16 protein-coding genes and 1 tRNA gene are annotated in these 14,124 nt (G+C 54.7%); 7 read left to right on the top strand and 10 right to left on the bottom strand.

Annotated elements, in window-relative coordinates; genetic code table 11:
* Window positions 1-105 precede the first annotated feature (105 nt).
* Window positions 106-2,373 (top strand): DEAD/DEAH box helicase, encoded by a 2,268-nt coding sequence (locus IPI63_RS12130; RefSeq protein ID WP_292478690.1) that lies wholly within the window; start codon window positions 106-108, stop codon window positions 2,371-2,373.
* Window positions 2,374-2,603: 230 nt separating this feature from the next.
* Entirely contained in the window at window positions 2,604-2,735 is a 132-nt protein-coding gene (locus IPI63_RS12135) for a CxxC-x17-CxxC domain-containing protein (RefSeq protein ID WP_273272316.1), read from the top strand.
* Window positions 2,736-2,975: 240 nt separating this feature from the next.
* Here the strand turns inward: IPI63_RS12135 and IPI63_RS12140 are convergent, their stop codons facing one another.
* The 4 genes from IPI63_RS12140 to IPI63_RS12155 form a co-directional block, all read right to left on the bottom strand.
* Window positions 2,976-3,716, bottom strand: coding sequence for an MBL fold metallo-hydrolase (locus IPI63_RS12140; RefSeq protein ID WP_214066439.1), 741 nt, complete (start codon window positions 3,714-3,716; stop codon window positions 2,976-2,978).
* Between the two features lie 152 nt (window positions 3,717-3,868).
* On the bottom strand, window positions 3,869-4,129 hold the full coding sequence (locus tag IPI63_RS12145; RefSeq protein WP_292478691.1) for a DUF504 domain-containing protein: 261 nt from the start codon (window positions 4,127-4,129) through the stop codon (window positions 3,869-3,871).
* A gap of 68 nt (window positions 4,130-4,197) precedes the next feature.
* Window positions 4,198-4,401, bottom strand: a complete 204-nt coding sequence (locus tag IPI63_RS12150) for a hypothetical protein (protein WP_292478692.1) — start codon at window positions 4,399-4,401, stop codon at window positions 4,198-4,200.
* The gene (locus IPI63_RS12155) at window positions 4,394-4,630 is read right to left on the bottom strand and encodes a hypothetical protein (protein ID WP_292478693.1); all 237 of its coding nucleotides are present in this window, start codon (window positions 4,628-4,630) and stop codon (window positions 4,394-4,396) included. Before IPI63_RS12155 ends, IPI63_RS12150 begins: the two co-directional genes overlap by 8 nt.
* A 255-nt stretch (window positions 4,631-4,885) precedes the next feature.
* Between IPI63_RS12155 and IPI63_RS12160 the strand changes: the two genes are divergently transcribed.
* The 3 genes from IPI63_RS12160 to IPI63_RS12170 all read left to right on the top strand — a co-directional run bounded on the left by IPI63_RS12160 (window position 4,886) and on the right by IPI63_RS12170 (window position 6,980).
* Window positions 4,886-4,974, top strand: a tRNA-Arg gene (locus IPI63_RS12160).
* Window positions 4,975-5,106: 132 nt separating this feature from the next.
* Window positions 5,107-6,048 (top strand): Vms1/Ankzf1 family peptidyl-tRNA hydrolase, encoded by a 942-nt coding sequence (locus IPI63_RS12165; protein WP_292478694.1) that lies wholly within the window; start codon window positions 5,107-5,109, stop codon window positions 6,046-6,048.
* Between the two features lie 86 nt (window positions 6,049-6,134).
* A complete protein-coding gene (locus tag IPI63_RS12170) occupies window positions 6,135-6,980 on the top strand; it encodes a hypothetical protein (protein ID WP_292478807.1) in 846 nt (281 codons plus the stop codon).
* Window positions 6,981-7,153: 173 nt separating this feature from the next.
* On the opposite strand, the gene cofH is transcribed toward IPI63_RS12170, so the two are convergent.
* The 3 genes from cofH to IPI63_RS12185 all read right to left on the bottom strand — a co-directional run bounded on the left by cofH (window position 7,154) and on the right by IPI63_RS12185 (window position 9,698).
* On the bottom strand, window positions 7,154-8,215 hold the full coding sequence (gene cofH, locus IPI63_RS12175) for a 5-amino-6-(D-ribitylamino)uracil--L-tyrosine 4-hydroxyphenyl transferase CofH (protein WP_292478695.1): 1,062 nt from the start codon (window positions 8,213-8,215) through the stop codon (window positions 7,154-7,156).
* Window positions 8,216-8,323: 108 nt separating this feature from the next.
* On the bottom strand, window positions 8,324-8,812 hold the full coding sequence (locus IPI63_RS12180; RefSeq protein WP_214066444.1) for a hypothetical protein: 489 nt from the start codon (window positions 8,810-8,812) through the stop codon (window positions 8,324-8,326).
* Window positions 8,775-9,698 (bottom strand): RsmB/NOP family class I SAM-dependent RNA methyltransferase, encoded by a 924-nt coding sequence (locus tag IPI63_RS12185; protein ID WP_292478696.1) that lies wholly within the window; start codon window positions 9,696-9,698, stop codon window positions 8,775-8,777. The genes IPI63_RS12180 and IPI63_RS12185 overlap by 38 nt, the downstream gene beginning before the upstream one ends.
* Window positions 9,699-9,819: 121 nt before the next feature.
* Here IPI63_RS12185 and IPI63_RS12190 point away from each other — a divergent pair, with 121 nt between their 5' ends.
* Together IPI63_RS12190 and IPI63_RS12195 are read left to right on the top strand one after the other, a co-directional pair.
* Entirely contained in the window at window positions 9,820-10,047 is a 228-nt protein-coding gene (locus IPI63_RS12190) for a TRAM domain-containing protein (RefSeq protein WP_292478808.1), read from the top strand.
* Between the two features lie 136 nt (window positions 10,048-10,183).
* Complete coding sequence (locus IPI63_RS12195) at window positions 10,184-11,062, top strand: hypothetical protein (protein WP_342673398.1); 879 nt, start codon at window positions 10,184-10,186, stop codon at window positions 11,060-11,062.
* A 120-nt stretch (window positions 11,063-11,182) separates the two neighbouring features.
* Here the strand turns inward: IPI63_RS12195 and IPI63_RS12200 are convergent, their stop codons facing one another.
* From IPI63_RS12200 to cfbC, 3 genes are all read right to left on the bottom strand, one after another.
* Window positions 11,183-11,587 (bottom strand): pyridoxamine 5'-phosphate oxidase family protein, encoded by a 405-nt coding sequence (locus IPI63_RS12200; RefSeq protein WP_214066445.1) that lies wholly within the window; start codon window positions 11,585-11,587, stop codon window positions 11,183-11,185.
* 150 nt (window positions 11,588-11,737) lie between these two features.
* Window positions 11,738-13,132 (bottom strand): Ni-sirohydrochlorin a,c-diamide synthase, encoded by a 1,395-nt coding sequence (gene cfbB / locus IPI63_RS12205; protein ID WP_292478810.1) that lies wholly within the window; start codon window positions 13,130-13,132, stop codon window positions 11,738-11,740.
* A gap of 28 nt (window positions 13,133-13,160) precedes the next feature.
* Window positions 13,161-13,976, bottom strand: a complete 816-nt coding sequence (cfbC, locus tag IPI63_RS12210; RefSeq protein ID WP_292478699.1) for a Ni-sirohydrochlorin a,c-diamide reductive cyclase ATP-dependent reductase subunit — start codon at window positions 13,974-13,976, stop codon at window positions 13,161-13,163.
* Between the last annotated feature and the right edge of the window lie 148 nt (window positions 13,977-14,124).

Consider the following 14,124-nt stretch of genomic DNA (forward strand, 5'->3'; position numbering starts at 1 on the left):
TAATTCCTGTAAAAAATTGAATAAAATCATATCTAATATTTATATGTAACATAATAATTAGCAATACAATAATATCTAATACAATGACATTGAATAAGGCTGCATATGTCCTCTTACCTGGAGCATCCGCTCATCAAGCCACAGACAGTGGAAAAGAGGCTCTTTCAACTGGATCTGGCCGCCAGTGCCCTCAAATCCTCTAGCTTGATTGTGGTCCCCACGGGCCTTGGCAAGACGGTGATTGCTCTTATGGTTCTTCTCGCCCGGCTTAATAGAGGCCGGATCCTGTTCCTGGCCCCCACTAAACCCCTGGTAGAGCAGCATGCTGCCTTCCTGCGCCGGGTGCTGAAAGAGAGCGGAATGGTGGTCATGATGACAGGGGAGATGCCACCAGAGAAGAGGAAGGTCGCCTGGGAGGATGCGCGAATAGTGGTCTGCACCCCCCAGGTGATAGAAAATGACCTGCTATCCCACAGAATCGGGCTTGAGGATGTCTCCCTGATAATATTCGATGAAGCTCACCGGGCAGTGGGAAACTATGCTTATGTCTATATTGCAGAGCGCTATCTCCGCGAGGCCAAAGATCCACTGGTTCTGGGAATCACCGCCAGTCCGGGAAGCGAAAAGGAGAAGATCGCCGAGATCTGCGCCAACCTCTCCATAGAGAATATTCAGACCCGAACCGAGAGGGACTCGGATGTAGCCCCGTTTATTCACTCAAGAGAGATAGAATGGGTGAAGCTGACCGTCCCCAAGGAGCTTCTCGATATCAGAACAGCAATTGAGGAGGTGCTGCGAGATCGGATAGATGATCTCAACCGGCTGGGCATAAGCCCAGCAAAGATCGACCCCAGGGCCACTAAAAAGGAGCTCCTTGGCCTTCAGGCCATGCTGGTCTCCTCTGCCAGGAGGCAGGCCAACCAGGCCACCTTCAAGGGCATCTCCATCCTGGCCGAGATCCTCAAGCTCTATCATGCTGTGGAGCTGGCTGAGACCCAGGGCACAGAGGCGCTTTTGAAATATTTCCATAGGCTGCAGGGCGAGGCCACCTCAAGAAGTGGCTCGAAGGCCTCCCGGAGGATAATGGAGGACCCGAAATTCCGCCAGGCCATCCAGGCCCTTGAGCAGTTGAAGGTGGAGCATCCCAAGCCGGCCATGGTCAGGAGGATATTGAGAGAGCAGATCGAGGCCAAGCCCGAGTCCCGGATCATGGTCTTCACCAATTACCGGGATACAGCATCGGCCCTCCTCCGATCACTGAAAGGCGATCCGGTGATCAGAGCGGTCCGGTTCGTCGGGCAGTCCAGCCGGGCAGATGATGAGGGGCTCAGCCAGAAAAAGCAGACCGAGATCTTGCAGAGGTTCAGGGCAGGAGAGTATAATGTCCTCATCGCCACCTCAGTAGGGGAGGAGGGGATCGATATTCCGGCCACAGATATGGTTCTATTCTATGAGCCGGTTCCATCTGAGATTCGCAGCATTCAACGCAAAGGGAGGACGGGCAGGGCGAGGAGCGGAAGGGTAGTGGTCCTTATAGCCAAAGGCACCAGGGATGAGGCCTACTACTGGATATCCGACCGCAAGGAGAAGAGCATGAACAGGGAGATCCGCAGCCTGAGCGGTCAGGTCTCAGAGTCTCTATCGCGAGAGTTCTCCTCCCGCCAGCTGGAGGTCGCAGAAAAGCGCCCTGAGGAGCGCCTGGATAGCTGGGCGGAGGGGAAGAATGAGAGGAGAGAGGGCGGCAGGATATATGTCGATCCCAGGGAGCGGGGAATGGCTAAGCTCCTGGAGAGCAGAGGGCTGGAGGTCATCTTGAAGAGTCTGGAGGTGGGTGATTATGTGATAAGCGATCGGGTGGCGATCGAGCGCAAGACCGCCCAGGATTTTGTGGCCTCGATCATCGATCCGAAGAGAAACCTCTTCCGCCAGATAGCAGATCTATCCCGGAGCTATGAGCGCCCGGTATTGATCCTGGAGGGAAGAGATCTGTACTCCCGCCAGGTGAGCCCAAGCTCCATTCAGGGTGCTCTGGCTTCAGTAGCAGTGGATTATGGTGTGCCCATCATCCCCACAGAGGACCAGGAGGATACGGCATCGCTCATCCGTTTGCTCGCCTCTAGAGAGGGGAGAGAGGGGCGCGAGCCCAAGCTGCACGGCCATAAGACCGCCCGAACACTGAAAGAGCAGCAGGAATATCTCATATCCGCCATCCCCAGCGTGGGTCCATCGGTGGCAAAGAACCTCCTCCGTCATTTTGGATCGATTGAGAGGGTGATTACTGCCAGCATGGAGGAGCTGCAAGAGGTGGATATGGTAGGGCCTAAGATCGCTGAGCGCATACGTGAGTTGGTTGGCGGAGAGTATAAAGGCTGAGATAGTATTAAGGATGAGATGGGATTTATCCTCCCTCCAATTAACCAACAAGTATATAAGCAAACTGGACCTCCCTACAGACGCTGCATAAGCGTCGCTTCAATTGAGTTTGATGGGATGTTTTGTAGTATGTAGGATCGATTCATCGAATCGATGCCAAAGGTAAGTGAGTATAAATGGAAAGATACGGAAGCGGAAGCAGAGGCGGCTACAGCAGCGGCCCGAGAGAGATGCACGATGCCACTTGCGCAGAGTGCGGAAAGGCATGTCAGGTTCCCTTCAAGCCCGATGGCTCCAGGCCAGTATATTGCAGCGACTGCTACCAGAAGCATAGGCCAGCTAGACCACCCAGAAGATACTGAACTGGGTAATCATCCCTTTTTGGGAATGTTATAGAAGCGGGGCTGTTTTTTTTTAGACCCTGCAAGGCAAATTTTTTTAGTATATTTATTGTTTCACATCTATCATTTCACATCTATCATTTCACATCTATCATTTCGCATCTATCATTTCGCATCTATCATTTCGCATCTAGCACGTTAAATCCATCATTTATATTCATCGATTTACATCTATCATTTCGCACTTTTATTACAACTGTTTCAGATATGCAGTATCAAACCGTCCTTCGCCACGATTATATCCTGATAATCAACCACCGACGCTATTGCATCCATGCGCTCCTGCATGCTCTGGTATCGGCTGGCATCGAAATGGGTCAAGGCCAGCCTTTTGGCTCCTGCCCGCCGGGCGATATCGACTGCATCCTGGGGATTGAGGTGGGGCCAGGCTGGACTCGACTCTCCTGGCTTATGGGAGCACTCAGTTATCAGGAGGTCAGCCCCCTCTGCCAGATGAACTACACTCTCGCAGACGCCTGTATCTAGGCAGTAGGCGATGATCTTTCCATCCAGATCGAGGCGATATCCCAGGGTGGGAGAAGAATGGAGCAGAAACTCGCACTCCAGGGCAAAGGGCAGTTTGTAGGGACCAGGGAGAAGCTCGTTCACCTCTACAGGATAGGGAAGCTTCTGCAGAGGAACTGTAAACGGCTCGTTTATGATTGTATCCAGGATCGCCCTCGTCCCCTTCTGCCCGAATATCTTCAGCCCCTGGGCGAATCTGAACTTATTCAACACATGCAGCCCTCCTATATGGTCCAGATGAAAATGGCTCAAGAAGAGGTACACGGGCAGATCATCATGGATATGCTGGTCGATCTTGCTTATACCATTTCCCGCATCGAGAATTATGTGATATCTGTCCGAGTTGATCAGAGTACATACAGTATTGCCGGTATCGCTATCATACCAGCCATTAGTGCCAAGAAATATTATCTCCATTGTATTTGCCTCAATTTGATAATGGATCGGAATTGCTTAATGCAGATATCTCTCCCCTTTGGAGACGGCCAACCATCCGGAGGTGGCTGATCATCCTGAGACAGCCAATCATCCTGAGACAGCCAATCATCCTGAGACTGCTAATCATCCGGCTATTCAACAGGAGCCCCCTTCCTCCAGAGAGCTTCCTCTTGATAAAAGATGCCTCTTAAGCGGTGAATGGGTATGAACTTCGTCTCAAGGTCAGAGCTTATCTCTACGAAGCCCTGCTCGATCTTGATGATCTCCTCCCCAGAGAATGCTGATCTGTCGCCGGGAGCCCCTCGGTCCAGGTACTCGACTCTGACTGCTGAGAGATCGTACTGGGGATCGTGGATGAGGCGGAGCAGGAGGGCATGGCTGGTTCTCATCATCGATCACAATCCGTTAGCGTTGCTCAATCCTGGCTCCAGATGCCTATACGCACTGCAATGCTCTTCTGTTAGCCCGTCCGCCAGGCACCATCCTTCAGATCGGGATGGGGCATCCTGCCCTCGAAGCCGCACATCTGGCAGCAGATCTTCACCGTCAATCCGTCTATGCTCTGGGCATTGGCCACATATCCGCACCTGGGGCAGTTGGTTAGAAAATGAGTTCCTGGCATTGCACCTCCTCTTCCATGCTGGCGTTCGAAGTTTTCATTCATCCTCCTCGCCACCGGCTTTGATGCCCGCCCCGGCAAGCTCCGCTGAAATCAGCTCGTTTAAGAGGCCGGCACGGGTCTGCTGAGCATAGTTCCACAGATCAGGCCCGCATTTGCCGCAGTCCTTGGAAGCCTCCTCCAGGATTCTGACCAGATCGAGCAGGGAGCGATACATCAAAGGAGCAGCATCCTGGAGCTTGTGCTCAAAGGGGCTCAGGATTCCAGATCTCAAGATCAGTCTGCAGTCCTCCTGTCTCCAGGCCATGCAGCCCTCTTGCAAGCATTGCCTGTCTACAAATGGGCAGGCTCTTTTATTGGCGGCCAATTGGAATCACCTCACCGGGGGATATTTTAATGGACTGAGATACGAATTCAGGGTGATGGCTCTATTTTGACTTTCAACAAGTTATCTCTTTCCCCGGCATCTCCAGCCGCCAGGCTGAGCAGGAAAGGTTAATAGCTCAGGAGCAGTGACTACCTCACATATGGACTCGTAGGGTAGTGGACATCCTAGCGGGCTTCGGTGACTCTTGTCGAGGATACCCGCTGACCTGGGTTCGAGTCCCAGCGAGTCCGTCATCTCTTTTTTCCCTGTTGATGCTGGCGGGAAATATAAATTCCCGTACAGAAATATGTATCTGGATGAGGCCTCTGTCCTCTTCGAGAAAGGCAGGAGGAAGGGTGAGAAGAGATGGGATGGGGTGAGAATTGGTCGACCTTTTCGGCAGGAAGAAGCTGGAAGAACGCATAAGCGAGCTGGAGGAGGCTTTAGCCGCACAGGCGAAGGAGACGGATGAGCTGCGGCGCACACTGGAGAAGAGGGAAGAGAGGATCAAAAGGCTTGCCAGTGCCAATCAGGAGGCAAACCTGGCTCTGAAGGCCATGGAACAGAGGGCAGCACTGAAATCTGTCCCGTCCGGTGATATAGAGAGGAAGGAACTGATAACAAGGCCTTCTGGAGCCTGGAAGCCGGGAAAGAGGGAGTTTGATATCCTCATTGAGAGGCTCAAAGCAGTTCGCTCCCCTCGGGAAGATCTGCTGGTGGCTGCCTTTACTGATTCCGTGCCCGAGGATGCTGCCCTTCCGCCGCAGATACGGGAATCGGCGATGGCAGTCAAATCCAGACGGGGCAGAATAATCATCTACTCCCCCCAGCTCTTCGCCCTGCAGCTAATTCCACCCTTTCCCATCAAGGAGAGGGCATCCTGGGAGGGAGGCGCCTTTCAGCTTGGACTCATTGAGGAGATGCTCTATACACCGGTGCTGGTTGTATCCGTCCATGCCGGCAGCAGCCTCCTGGGGATGGCCCTGGGCGCAGGAGCCTTTGAGATAAAGGAGCTGGTGGAAAGCCAGGTGAAAGAGAAGCACTCCAAGGGGGGGTGGAGCCAGAAGAGGTTCGAGAGGCTGCGCGAGGAGGACATCAAAAATCATATCGATGCTGTTGTTGACGGTCTGGCCCGAATGGAGGCCAGTTACGGGGGGATAGCCAATTATGCTGTTCTGGGCGGAGAGGAGAGCCTGGTCAGGCAGATCAAGAGCTCCATCCACCTGCCCTTGGTGGAGAGAAAGCTGGAGAAGCATGATGAGAAGGATATCGATTCCCTTCTGGAAGAGGTCTATGGATTCTTATGCTACCGGATTGAGATATAGGCAGTAAGGGATAAGAGTGCATTGATGGAAGAAAAAGTGCAGTTGATGGAAGAAAAAGTGCAGTTGATGGAAAAAGTGCATTGACAATGATATCTGAGAAGGCTGTGGACAGAAAGGAGGCAACTGAAGATCCAGAAGAGCTTGCCCGCTCCTGGGACTGGCATGTGAGACGAAAGCTGGCCTGGAATCCGGATACCCCGGAGGATATCCTGAGCTCTCTCGCCCGGGATGCAGTGCAATGGGTGAGAGAGGCAGTGGCCGGCAATGCCCGCACCCCGATCTCGACCCTGGCCCGGCTGGCCGAGGACAGCTCGGGGTTTGTGAGAGCGGCTGTGGCCCTGAACTGCAATGCCACAAGCGAGATGCTGGAGACTTTAGCCGGGGACGAGATGAGCGACTACGACTGCACCCTGGGAAAGAACCGCTATCTGGTGAAGGAAGCAGTGGCAAAAAGCCCCAATATCAATTCCCAGACCCTGGAATTTCTCGCCCGGGACTCAGATGAGCATGTCCGCGCCGCAGCCGCCAGCAATCCCCTGCTCACAATAGAGCTGATGAAAAAGATGGTCCGGGATGTGAGCTGGCTGGTGAGAAACAATATCGCCCGAAATCCATCCACTCCAGGGGAGCTCTTGGCCTATCTATCTGCTGACAGGATCATGGATGTCCGGGCTACGACAGCACAGAACCCCCGCACCCCGGCAGAGGCGCTGGACGCTTTAGCCAGGGATAGGAGCTGGGAGATAAGAGAGGCCGCAGCCCGCAATCCCAGGCTTGATGGAAGGATCCTGGATGGGCTGGCAGGCCATTGGTCCTGGGTGGTGAGGGAGGCGGTGGCAAAAAATCCCAATACGCCCTCAGAGACTCTGAAGAGGCTGGCCGCGGATCCCGATCAGAGCGTGCAGAAGGCGGCCCGGGCTCGAGCAAGGTGATCGTTTGCGGCTCTTCGGCATTTTCTGCAGATAGCCTGTGGTCACAATCTCTCATCCGTCTCTGTGCCCCTGCCTCTCTGTAGTGAAACCGGGATATTTAGGCCTCGCCACAATGGAATGAAAGCATAACGGAAAATCCTCTGCACACATCCTCACATAGCGTTGAGCCTCAGTCAAATCCTCTCATACAGCGTCGTCCTCTGCACCGCCTTCCGTCCGCAGCTCTCGATCAGCTCCTCCATCTCCTGCGCCGATATGCCCGGCTGCTCCTGAGAATTGCGGGCGATCTTCTCGTCCATGAGGGTTCCTCCCAGGTCGTTTGCCCCCCACATGATGGCCGCCCTTGCCGCCTCCCGCCCCAGCTTGGTCCAGCTCGCCTGGATATTGCTGATGGCGGGATAAAGGGCCACCCTGGCCAGGGCATGCATCTTCAGCCGGTCGAGCAGGTCCGCTCCCCGGACGGCCTTCCCCAGGGGATTGTTCTCCGGGATGAAGGGGAGGAGGACCATCTCTGTGAAGCCTCCGGTCTGCTCTTGAATCCCCTTCAGGATCTTCAGGTGCTCCAGCCGGTCTTCCATCCTCTCCACATGGCCGAAGAGGATGGTGGAGGTGGAGGGGATCTTGAGGTGATGAGCAGTGGTGATGATCTCCTTCCACTCTTCGGTCTTCAGCTTCTCCGGGCAGATCACCTGGCGGATGGAGTCGACCAGGATCTCCGCCGCTGTGCCGGGCATGGACCCAAGGCCGCTTCTCTTCAGCTCCTTAAGACAGTCTTCCACCGCCAGGTCGGAGTTGCGGGACATATGCAGCACCTCCATGGGGGAGTAGGCATGAAGATGCAGCCGGGGATGGCTGCGGTGGATGGTCTCCAGGATGCTGCAGTAGTCCTCCAGGAGCATTCCGGGCGCAAGTCCTCCCTGCAGACAGATCTCTGTCGCCCCCCGCTCCTCCGCCTCATCCGCCCGGCTGAGTATCTCCTGGTCTGAGAGGCGGAATTTTTTGCTGTGTTTAAAGGAGCAGAACCTGCAGCTTCCAATGCACTGGTTGGTGAAGTTGATGTTTCGATTTATCACAAAAGAGACCTCATCCTTGCCGCTCTTCTGGCGCAGCAGATTGGCCAGGCGGTGCAGCTTCACCGGCTCTGACCATAGACCCTTCAGCAGGTCATGATCATTGCCGGTGCTATCTGGAGAGGGGCATATCCCTTCCATCTCCAAGAGATCTGAGGCAATCAAAGATTCTCACACTTCCTAAGGGCAATATTTGCAGAGAACTGCAGGGCGATCTATATGGAATTGTCGCCTATCGAGCAGCATCTGGATGTAGCACACCGCTGGCCCAATTCAGCGAAGAGATCGATTCTCCCTGTGCTCTGCGCTCGCCAATCTCCGCTCTTTTGGAATCTGACTTGCCAGCACTCCGCGCGAGTACAGACCACATCCAAGCACCTCTCCTCCATAAAACACCACCACATAACCAGACTTTGCATCCGATTCAACTGCCAGGGTCCTGCCCTCCATGAAGGCCCTGGCATCAGTTGAATCCAGGTGGATGATGTTCTTTGTGGCATACTGGCCGAAGAGCTGCAGGGCGCTGGTGGTGGGCTTCCACGGCCGATCCTTCAGGTTCATAATGCGCATTCCAATTGCCTCGTAGCTCAGCCTTGGGAGGATGGACTTGTTGGCCGCCCAGACGCTATTTGCCTTCCTGAAGAAGACATATCCAGAGAAGGCTGACGGGGAAATGCCAAACCGCTCGCCCCAAAGGTCTGCCACGAAGGAGCAGTCCAAAGGCTCAAAGATGTTCCTGCTTCTTGACGAGTCTGGCGACATAGAATCCTCCTGTATCGTTTAGATGAGGGTAATAACGGGCCGTCTTGCACAGCTCACGGTTCAGGTCTTTGCCGCTCCACCCGGTTATCCCCGGACAGGCGGCTAAACCTGGAATCGATATCCTCTCCAGCCGGGCCAGGTCGAGGACTTTTTCGATCACCAGCTCGTTCTCCTCTGGAGCATAGGTGCAGGTGGAGTAAACCACTATCCCTCCGGGCTTGACCAGACGGATGGCACTCCTGAGCAGGTCGACCTGCAGCCTGTGCAGATCCATCGACCTCTTGCTGCTGCTCTTGCACAGCACTCCAGGCCCCCTCCTCTCCCGGCCCTCACAGGAGCAGGGAGCGTCCACCAGGACCCGGTCGAACTGGACGGGGCGGGAGGGGAACCTGCGCCCGTCATAGCGGGTGATGGCAACATTCATGACCCCCAAACGATCACAGTTCGAACGCAGTGGAGCCACCCTTCCCAGAGATGGCTCATTGGCGATCACCCTTCCCTGGTTCTTCATCATCTGAGATATCTGGCAGGTCTTGCTGCCCGGAGAGGCGCAAAGGTCCAATATCAGCTCGCCGGGCTGGGGGTCGAGCAGCAGGGGCGGGAGCATTGATAGCTCCTCTTGGATATGGATGTAGCCTAAGAGGTTCTCGACAAGCTTTCCCGCGCCTTCCAGGTTCAGCTTCAGGCCCAGGGGATACCAGGCGAAGCTCTGATAATCAATCCCGGACTCGCAAAATCGGTCTAGCAGGGAGCGCTTATCGATCTTCAGGGTGTTGATCCGGCAGGTGCTGGGGAGAGCCTGGCTCTGCACCTCCCGGAAGCCCTCGAAGTCCGGTATCATATCCCTGTACCTTTCCAGCCATTCCATATTTTTTAAGGAATGCATTATAACAGAGAATACATTATAGCAGAAAAAGATTGGCCTAATTGAGCAAAAGAATTTAATAGCGGGATGTCCAGGCCAAGACCAACGCAAAACAGTTTCCTTGTTTTCGCGAAGGATGATGATGCAATTGGCAGGTTATGATAGAGATCGGTCCTCTATGAGCCCTCCTGCTCCAGTAGAGGTGGATGGAGAGTATGATGTCAAGATCGAGGACATAGCTCGCGAAGGCGACGGCATTGCCAGAGTGGAGGGATTTGTGATCTTCGTGGCCGATACCAAAGTAGGCGACGCTGTCAAAATCCAGATCGACAAGGTGATGAGGCGTTTTGCCATAGGGCATAAGATTTAGATGAAATATATATATAAATAAAAATTAAAATTAGTTGAGCAGGATCCCACATCTCGCACTGTTTGCTCTTTCAAATGAGGATATACAGCCTTGATAGGGCTTAAATACGATCCGGGTTAATTGATAATAGATGCTGATGGATCCGATTTTAGCTCAGACCGGCACAGATGTCTTCAACTCCCTGCTCAGCAATGCCTGGTTCATAATATTCATACTGCTCTTTTTGGTTCCGATGCTGCAGAAAAACTATCTGCAGGCGGAAAGAAAGCGCGTCCTGGCCCGGCTGGGCAAATCCAGGGGCACCCAGGTTATAACCCTCATCCACCGCCAGGAGACGATCAGCTTCCTTGGCATTCCCCTTGCCCGGTATATCGATATCGAGGACAGCGAGAAGGTCCTGAGAGCCATCCGCCGGGCGCAGAAGGATGTGCCCATTGACATCATCCTTCATACCCCCGGGGGCCTGGCCCTGGCCGCCACCCAGATCGCCATGGCTCTGAAGTCCCACCCCGCCAGAAAAACGGTGATCGTGCCCCATTATGCCATGAGCGGGGGAACGCTGATCGCCTTTGCTGCCGATAAGATCGTCATGGACCCCCATGCCGCCCTCGGGCCGGTCGATCCTCAACTGGGCGATGCCCAGGGCAGCTACCCGGCCACATCCCTCCTGGCGGTGGCAGAGAAGAAGAAGATCGATGAGATGGATGATAAGACTCTGGTCTACGTCGAGGAGGCGAGAAAGGCCCTGGCCCAGATGAGAGAGCTCCTGCAAAAGATTCTGGACGGTAAATTCAATGATGCCGCCAGCCGGGACAGGATTATAGAGGAGTTTGTCTCAGGAAAGTATACCCATGACCACCCCTTCATGGCGGAGGATGCCCGAGATCTGCTGGGGGAGTGCGTAGAGATCAATGTACCAGAGGAGGTCTACTCCCTGATGGAGCTGTATCGTATGGAGATGGGCAGGAGCCGACCAGGGGTGGAGTATGTGCCGCTGATGAGAGACCGGCACTGAAAATGAGCGGCGATGGGCATAGATGGCCCATCATTTTTCTGATAATCCTCCAGTTCCTGGCGGCCCTCCAGCCCCTGATGCTCCTCCAGTCCCTGATAGTCCTCCGGTTCCCGATGGCCCTCAAGCTATCTGCTTTCCTGCAGCCGGCCCCCACATGGCATTATAGATCTCAGTGATCTTGACCATGACACAGGCCTTGGCCGGTAGCTTGTTGTTGACCCCGTGCACCCAGGCCCTCATGGCATCAAAGTCCGCCCCATCCTTGCAGACGGTGACATTGCCCTTGATCTGGAAGGACTTCTTGCTCTCGCTATTATAGCAGAGGATGGATATCTTGGGGTTCTCCTCCAGGTTCTGCGCTGTCTTGTAGAAGAAATTGTCCGCGATCATCAGTGTCTCATCATCTATGATCTTGAGCAGCCCTACAAATACTACATTCGGGATCCCCGACCTGCTGGCAGTGGCAATGGGCACGGGCTTTTGCTTCTCCAGGGTTTCTTTTACATCGGCTGGCATTTTCACCATGATAATTCACCTTGATGCTAATAGATGTCTGCATTAAATAAATACCTGAGCGTCAAGTGCACATCGGCCCGGCCTCAATCACATCTATCCGGCCTCATCAACTCCCGCAGGAGATCGCATCCGCTCAGCCTCATTTATTCCCGTAATGGGTCACTGCCGCAGGTCCCGGCAGGCACGGAGGAAGTGGGCTGGAAAGCCACGATATGATGCACTGTGAATATGAGAGTAGCTGGCCAGCAGATTTCCCGTTTGAATGCCATCCCAGCCATTGGTGATCCCCGTGCCCCTCTCCAGCCGGATGGCATACTGCACATCTGCCCCCTGGTCGATCTGCATCTCTGAATGGTGAAACTCATGGCCCATGATATACTCGCCCTCCTCCCCCAGGATCGAGTCTCTCGCCAGATGGCCGTGCACATAACTGACTATTCGCTTGCTTCCTCTTTTTGCCCTTCCAGGAATCAGGCCCGCCATCTGATTAGACTCGCCATCCCACTCGATCTCCTCACTCAGGTACAGCATCCCCCCGCACTCCCCAAAGATGGGAATATCCCTTTGGTGCGCCCTCTGCAATGAATGCAGGAAGCTTTTGTTCTCGGAGAGCTCGCGAGCATAGATCTCTGGATAGCCTCCACCGATGTAGATCCCATCCACATCGGGCAGAGAGCGGTCATGCACCGGGCTGAAGGGAACGACCCTTGCTCCTGCCAGCTCCATCAGCTCCAGGTTGTCCCGGTAATAGAAGTTGAAGGCCTCATCCTGGGCCACTCCTATGGAAAGGCCCTGTCCGGAATCGTTTTTCAGGTAGAGCTCCGGCTCGATCTCGGGAAGGGGCTCAGCCTCTCGAGCTATCTCCTGTATTCTATCCAGGGCCAGCCCCTCCTCTACAATCTGCCTGATCCTGTCCACCCTCTCCTTGAAGCCCTCATGGCGGGTCTTCCCCTCCAGCACCGGCACCAACCCCATATGGCGCATGGCCAGGTACATCTCCTCATTGCGCCGGATGGTGCCCACCACCTCCACCTTTGCATAGCGCTCGATCTCTTTTATCGCCTTATCAGCATGCCTGGCCGAGCCCACCTTGTTCAGTATCACCCCCCGGAGATTGACGGCAGGATCGTAGTCCATGTACCCCTTCACCAGAGCAGCACAACTGCGGGTTATGCTGCGTGCATCCACCACAAGGATGACCGGCATTTGCAGCATCTTGGCGATCTGGGCGGTCGAGCCCAGATCCCCATCATATCCCTCATAAAGCCCCCGCACTCCCTCGATCACAGCCACATCTGCCCCCTGAGCAGCATGGGCATAGATCTCGCGGACGGCAGCCTCCTTCATCAGATAGCCATCCAGGTTGCGGCAGCTTCTGCCGGTGATCCAGGTATGATAGCTGGGATCGATGTAGTCCATGGCCACCTTGAATGGCTGAACCTCCAGACCCCTGCCTCGCAGGGCAGAGAGAAGCCCCGCCACTATGGTCGTCTTGCCGCTGGAGCTTCTATCCCCTGCCAAGAGGATGCGCGGACAGTCTGCCCTCATTTCCATCCTCACCGAAAGCCCCTCTCCTTCCCCCTCACTCCTCTGACCCCAGATCTCTAGATAGCTCCATCAGCCTCTCATCGCTTAGCGGCTCTGGGATCTTGGCCTCTCCCCCGGACATGATCTCCCTTGCCAGGGCCCGGTAGACATCAGCCATCCTCGATTCGGGCGCTCCCTCGATCACAGTCACTGCCCTCCTCTCGCACTGCTGCACTATTGGATCCTTGGGAATGAAGGCCACCATCCGGCTGTTCAATTCGCGGGCGAACTGAGCCACTATCTCTCCCTCCCTCTCCCCCGTCGACTCGCGGGAGTTGCAGATCACTCCGGCCAGAGGGGTGTTCAATCTTCTGAGGCCTTTACTGATATTGTTCCCAGCATATAGGGGCATGTACTCGCCAGAGGTTATGATATAGGCCTGGCTCACCAGCCCTTTCCTGATGGGAGCAGAGAATCCCCCGCAGACGATGTCCCCTGGCACATCATAGAGCACCAGGTCCACCTGCTCCATCGCTTTTGATACCTTGCGCAGAAAATCGATGGCAACGATTATGCCCCGTCCTGCGCATCCCACGCCTGGCTCGGGGCCTCCTACCTCAATGCACTTGACCCCCTTGTAGCCTTCATGGAGCACATCCTCCTCTTTGATCTCCCCTCCTTTGAGGATGAGGTCCATCATCGTGGGGATTCTCCTGCCCACGAGGGTGATGCTCGAATCGCTCTTCGGATCACAGCCCACAATCAGGACTTTGTGGCCTTCCTCGGCACAGGCGGCGGCGATGTTCGAGGCCGTGCACGACTTGCCGATACCGCCTTTGCCATATATCGCAACGTGTTTAATAGATGACATCTAACTCCGCTACACTCATGGTCTGCCCTAGGATATACAGCTTATCCAGGTATCCAAGCATAGCCTGTCATGGTACAGTCGATCAAGGTATAGTCTATCGTGGGATATTCTATCATAGCATAACCTATCATAGCATACCCAGCTCATC

This window comes from Methanothrix sp. (genome assembly GCF_016706325.1).
GTDB lineage: Archaea > Halobacteriota > Methanosarcinia > Methanotrichales > Methanotrichaceae > Methanothrix.

Excerpts from the sequence above, each read along its gene's own strand:
- IPI63_RS12130 (WP_292478690.1), top strand. The coding sequence starts at position 106 with ATGTCCTCTTACCTGGAGCATCCGCTCATCAAGCCACAGACAGTGGAA.
- IPI63_RS12200 (WP_214066445.1), bottom strand. The coding sequence starts at position 11,587 with ATGGTGAAAATGCCAGCCGATGTAAAAGAAACCCTGGAGAAGCAAAAG.
- IPI63_RS12150 (WP_292478692.1), bottom strand. The coding sequence starts at position 4,401 with ATGAATGAAAACTTCGAACGCCAGCATGGAAGAGGAGGTGCAATGCCA.
- IPI63_RS12185 (WP_292478696.1), bottom strand. The coding sequence starts at position 9,698 with ATGCATTCCTTAAAAAATATGGAATGGCTGGAAAGGTACAGGGATATG.
- IPI63_RS12135 (WP_273272316.1), top strand. The coding sequence starts at position 2,604 with ATGCACGATGCCACTTGCGCAGAGTGCGGAAAGGCATGTCAGGTTCCC.
- IPI63_RS12190 (WP_292478808.1), top strand. The coding sequence starts at position 9,820 with ATGCAATTGGCAGGTTATGATAGAGATCGGTCCTCTATGAGCCCTCCT.
- IPI63_RS12195 (WP_342673398.1), top strand. The coding sequence starts at position 10,184 with ATGGATCCGATTTTAGCTCAGACCGGCACAGATGTCTTCAACTCCCTG.
- cfbB (WP_292478810.1), bottom strand. The coding sequence starts at position 13,132 with ATGGAAATGAGGGCAGACTGTCCGCGCATCCTCTTGGCAGGGGATAGA.
- IPI63_RS12170 (WP_292478807.1), top strand. The coding sequence starts at position 6,135 with ATGATATCTGAGAAGGCTGTGGACAGAAAGGAGGCAACTGAAGATCCA.
- IPI63_RS12140 (WP_214066439.1), bottom strand. The coding sequence starts at position 3,716 with ATGGAGATAATATTTCTTGGCACTAATGGCTGGTATGATAGCGATACC.
- IPI63_RS12180 (WP_214066444.1), bottom strand. The coding sequence starts at position 8,812 with ATGTCGCCAGACTCGTCAAGAAGCAGGAACATCTTTGAGCCTTTGGAC.
- cfbC (WP_292478699.1), bottom strand. The coding sequence starts at position 13,976 with ATGTCATCTATTAAACACGTTGCGATATATGGCAAAGGCGGTATCGGC.
- IPI63_RS12145 (WP_292478691.1), bottom strand. The coding sequence starts at position 4,129 with ATGATGAGAACCAGCCATGCCCTCCTGCTCCGCCTCATCCACGATCCC.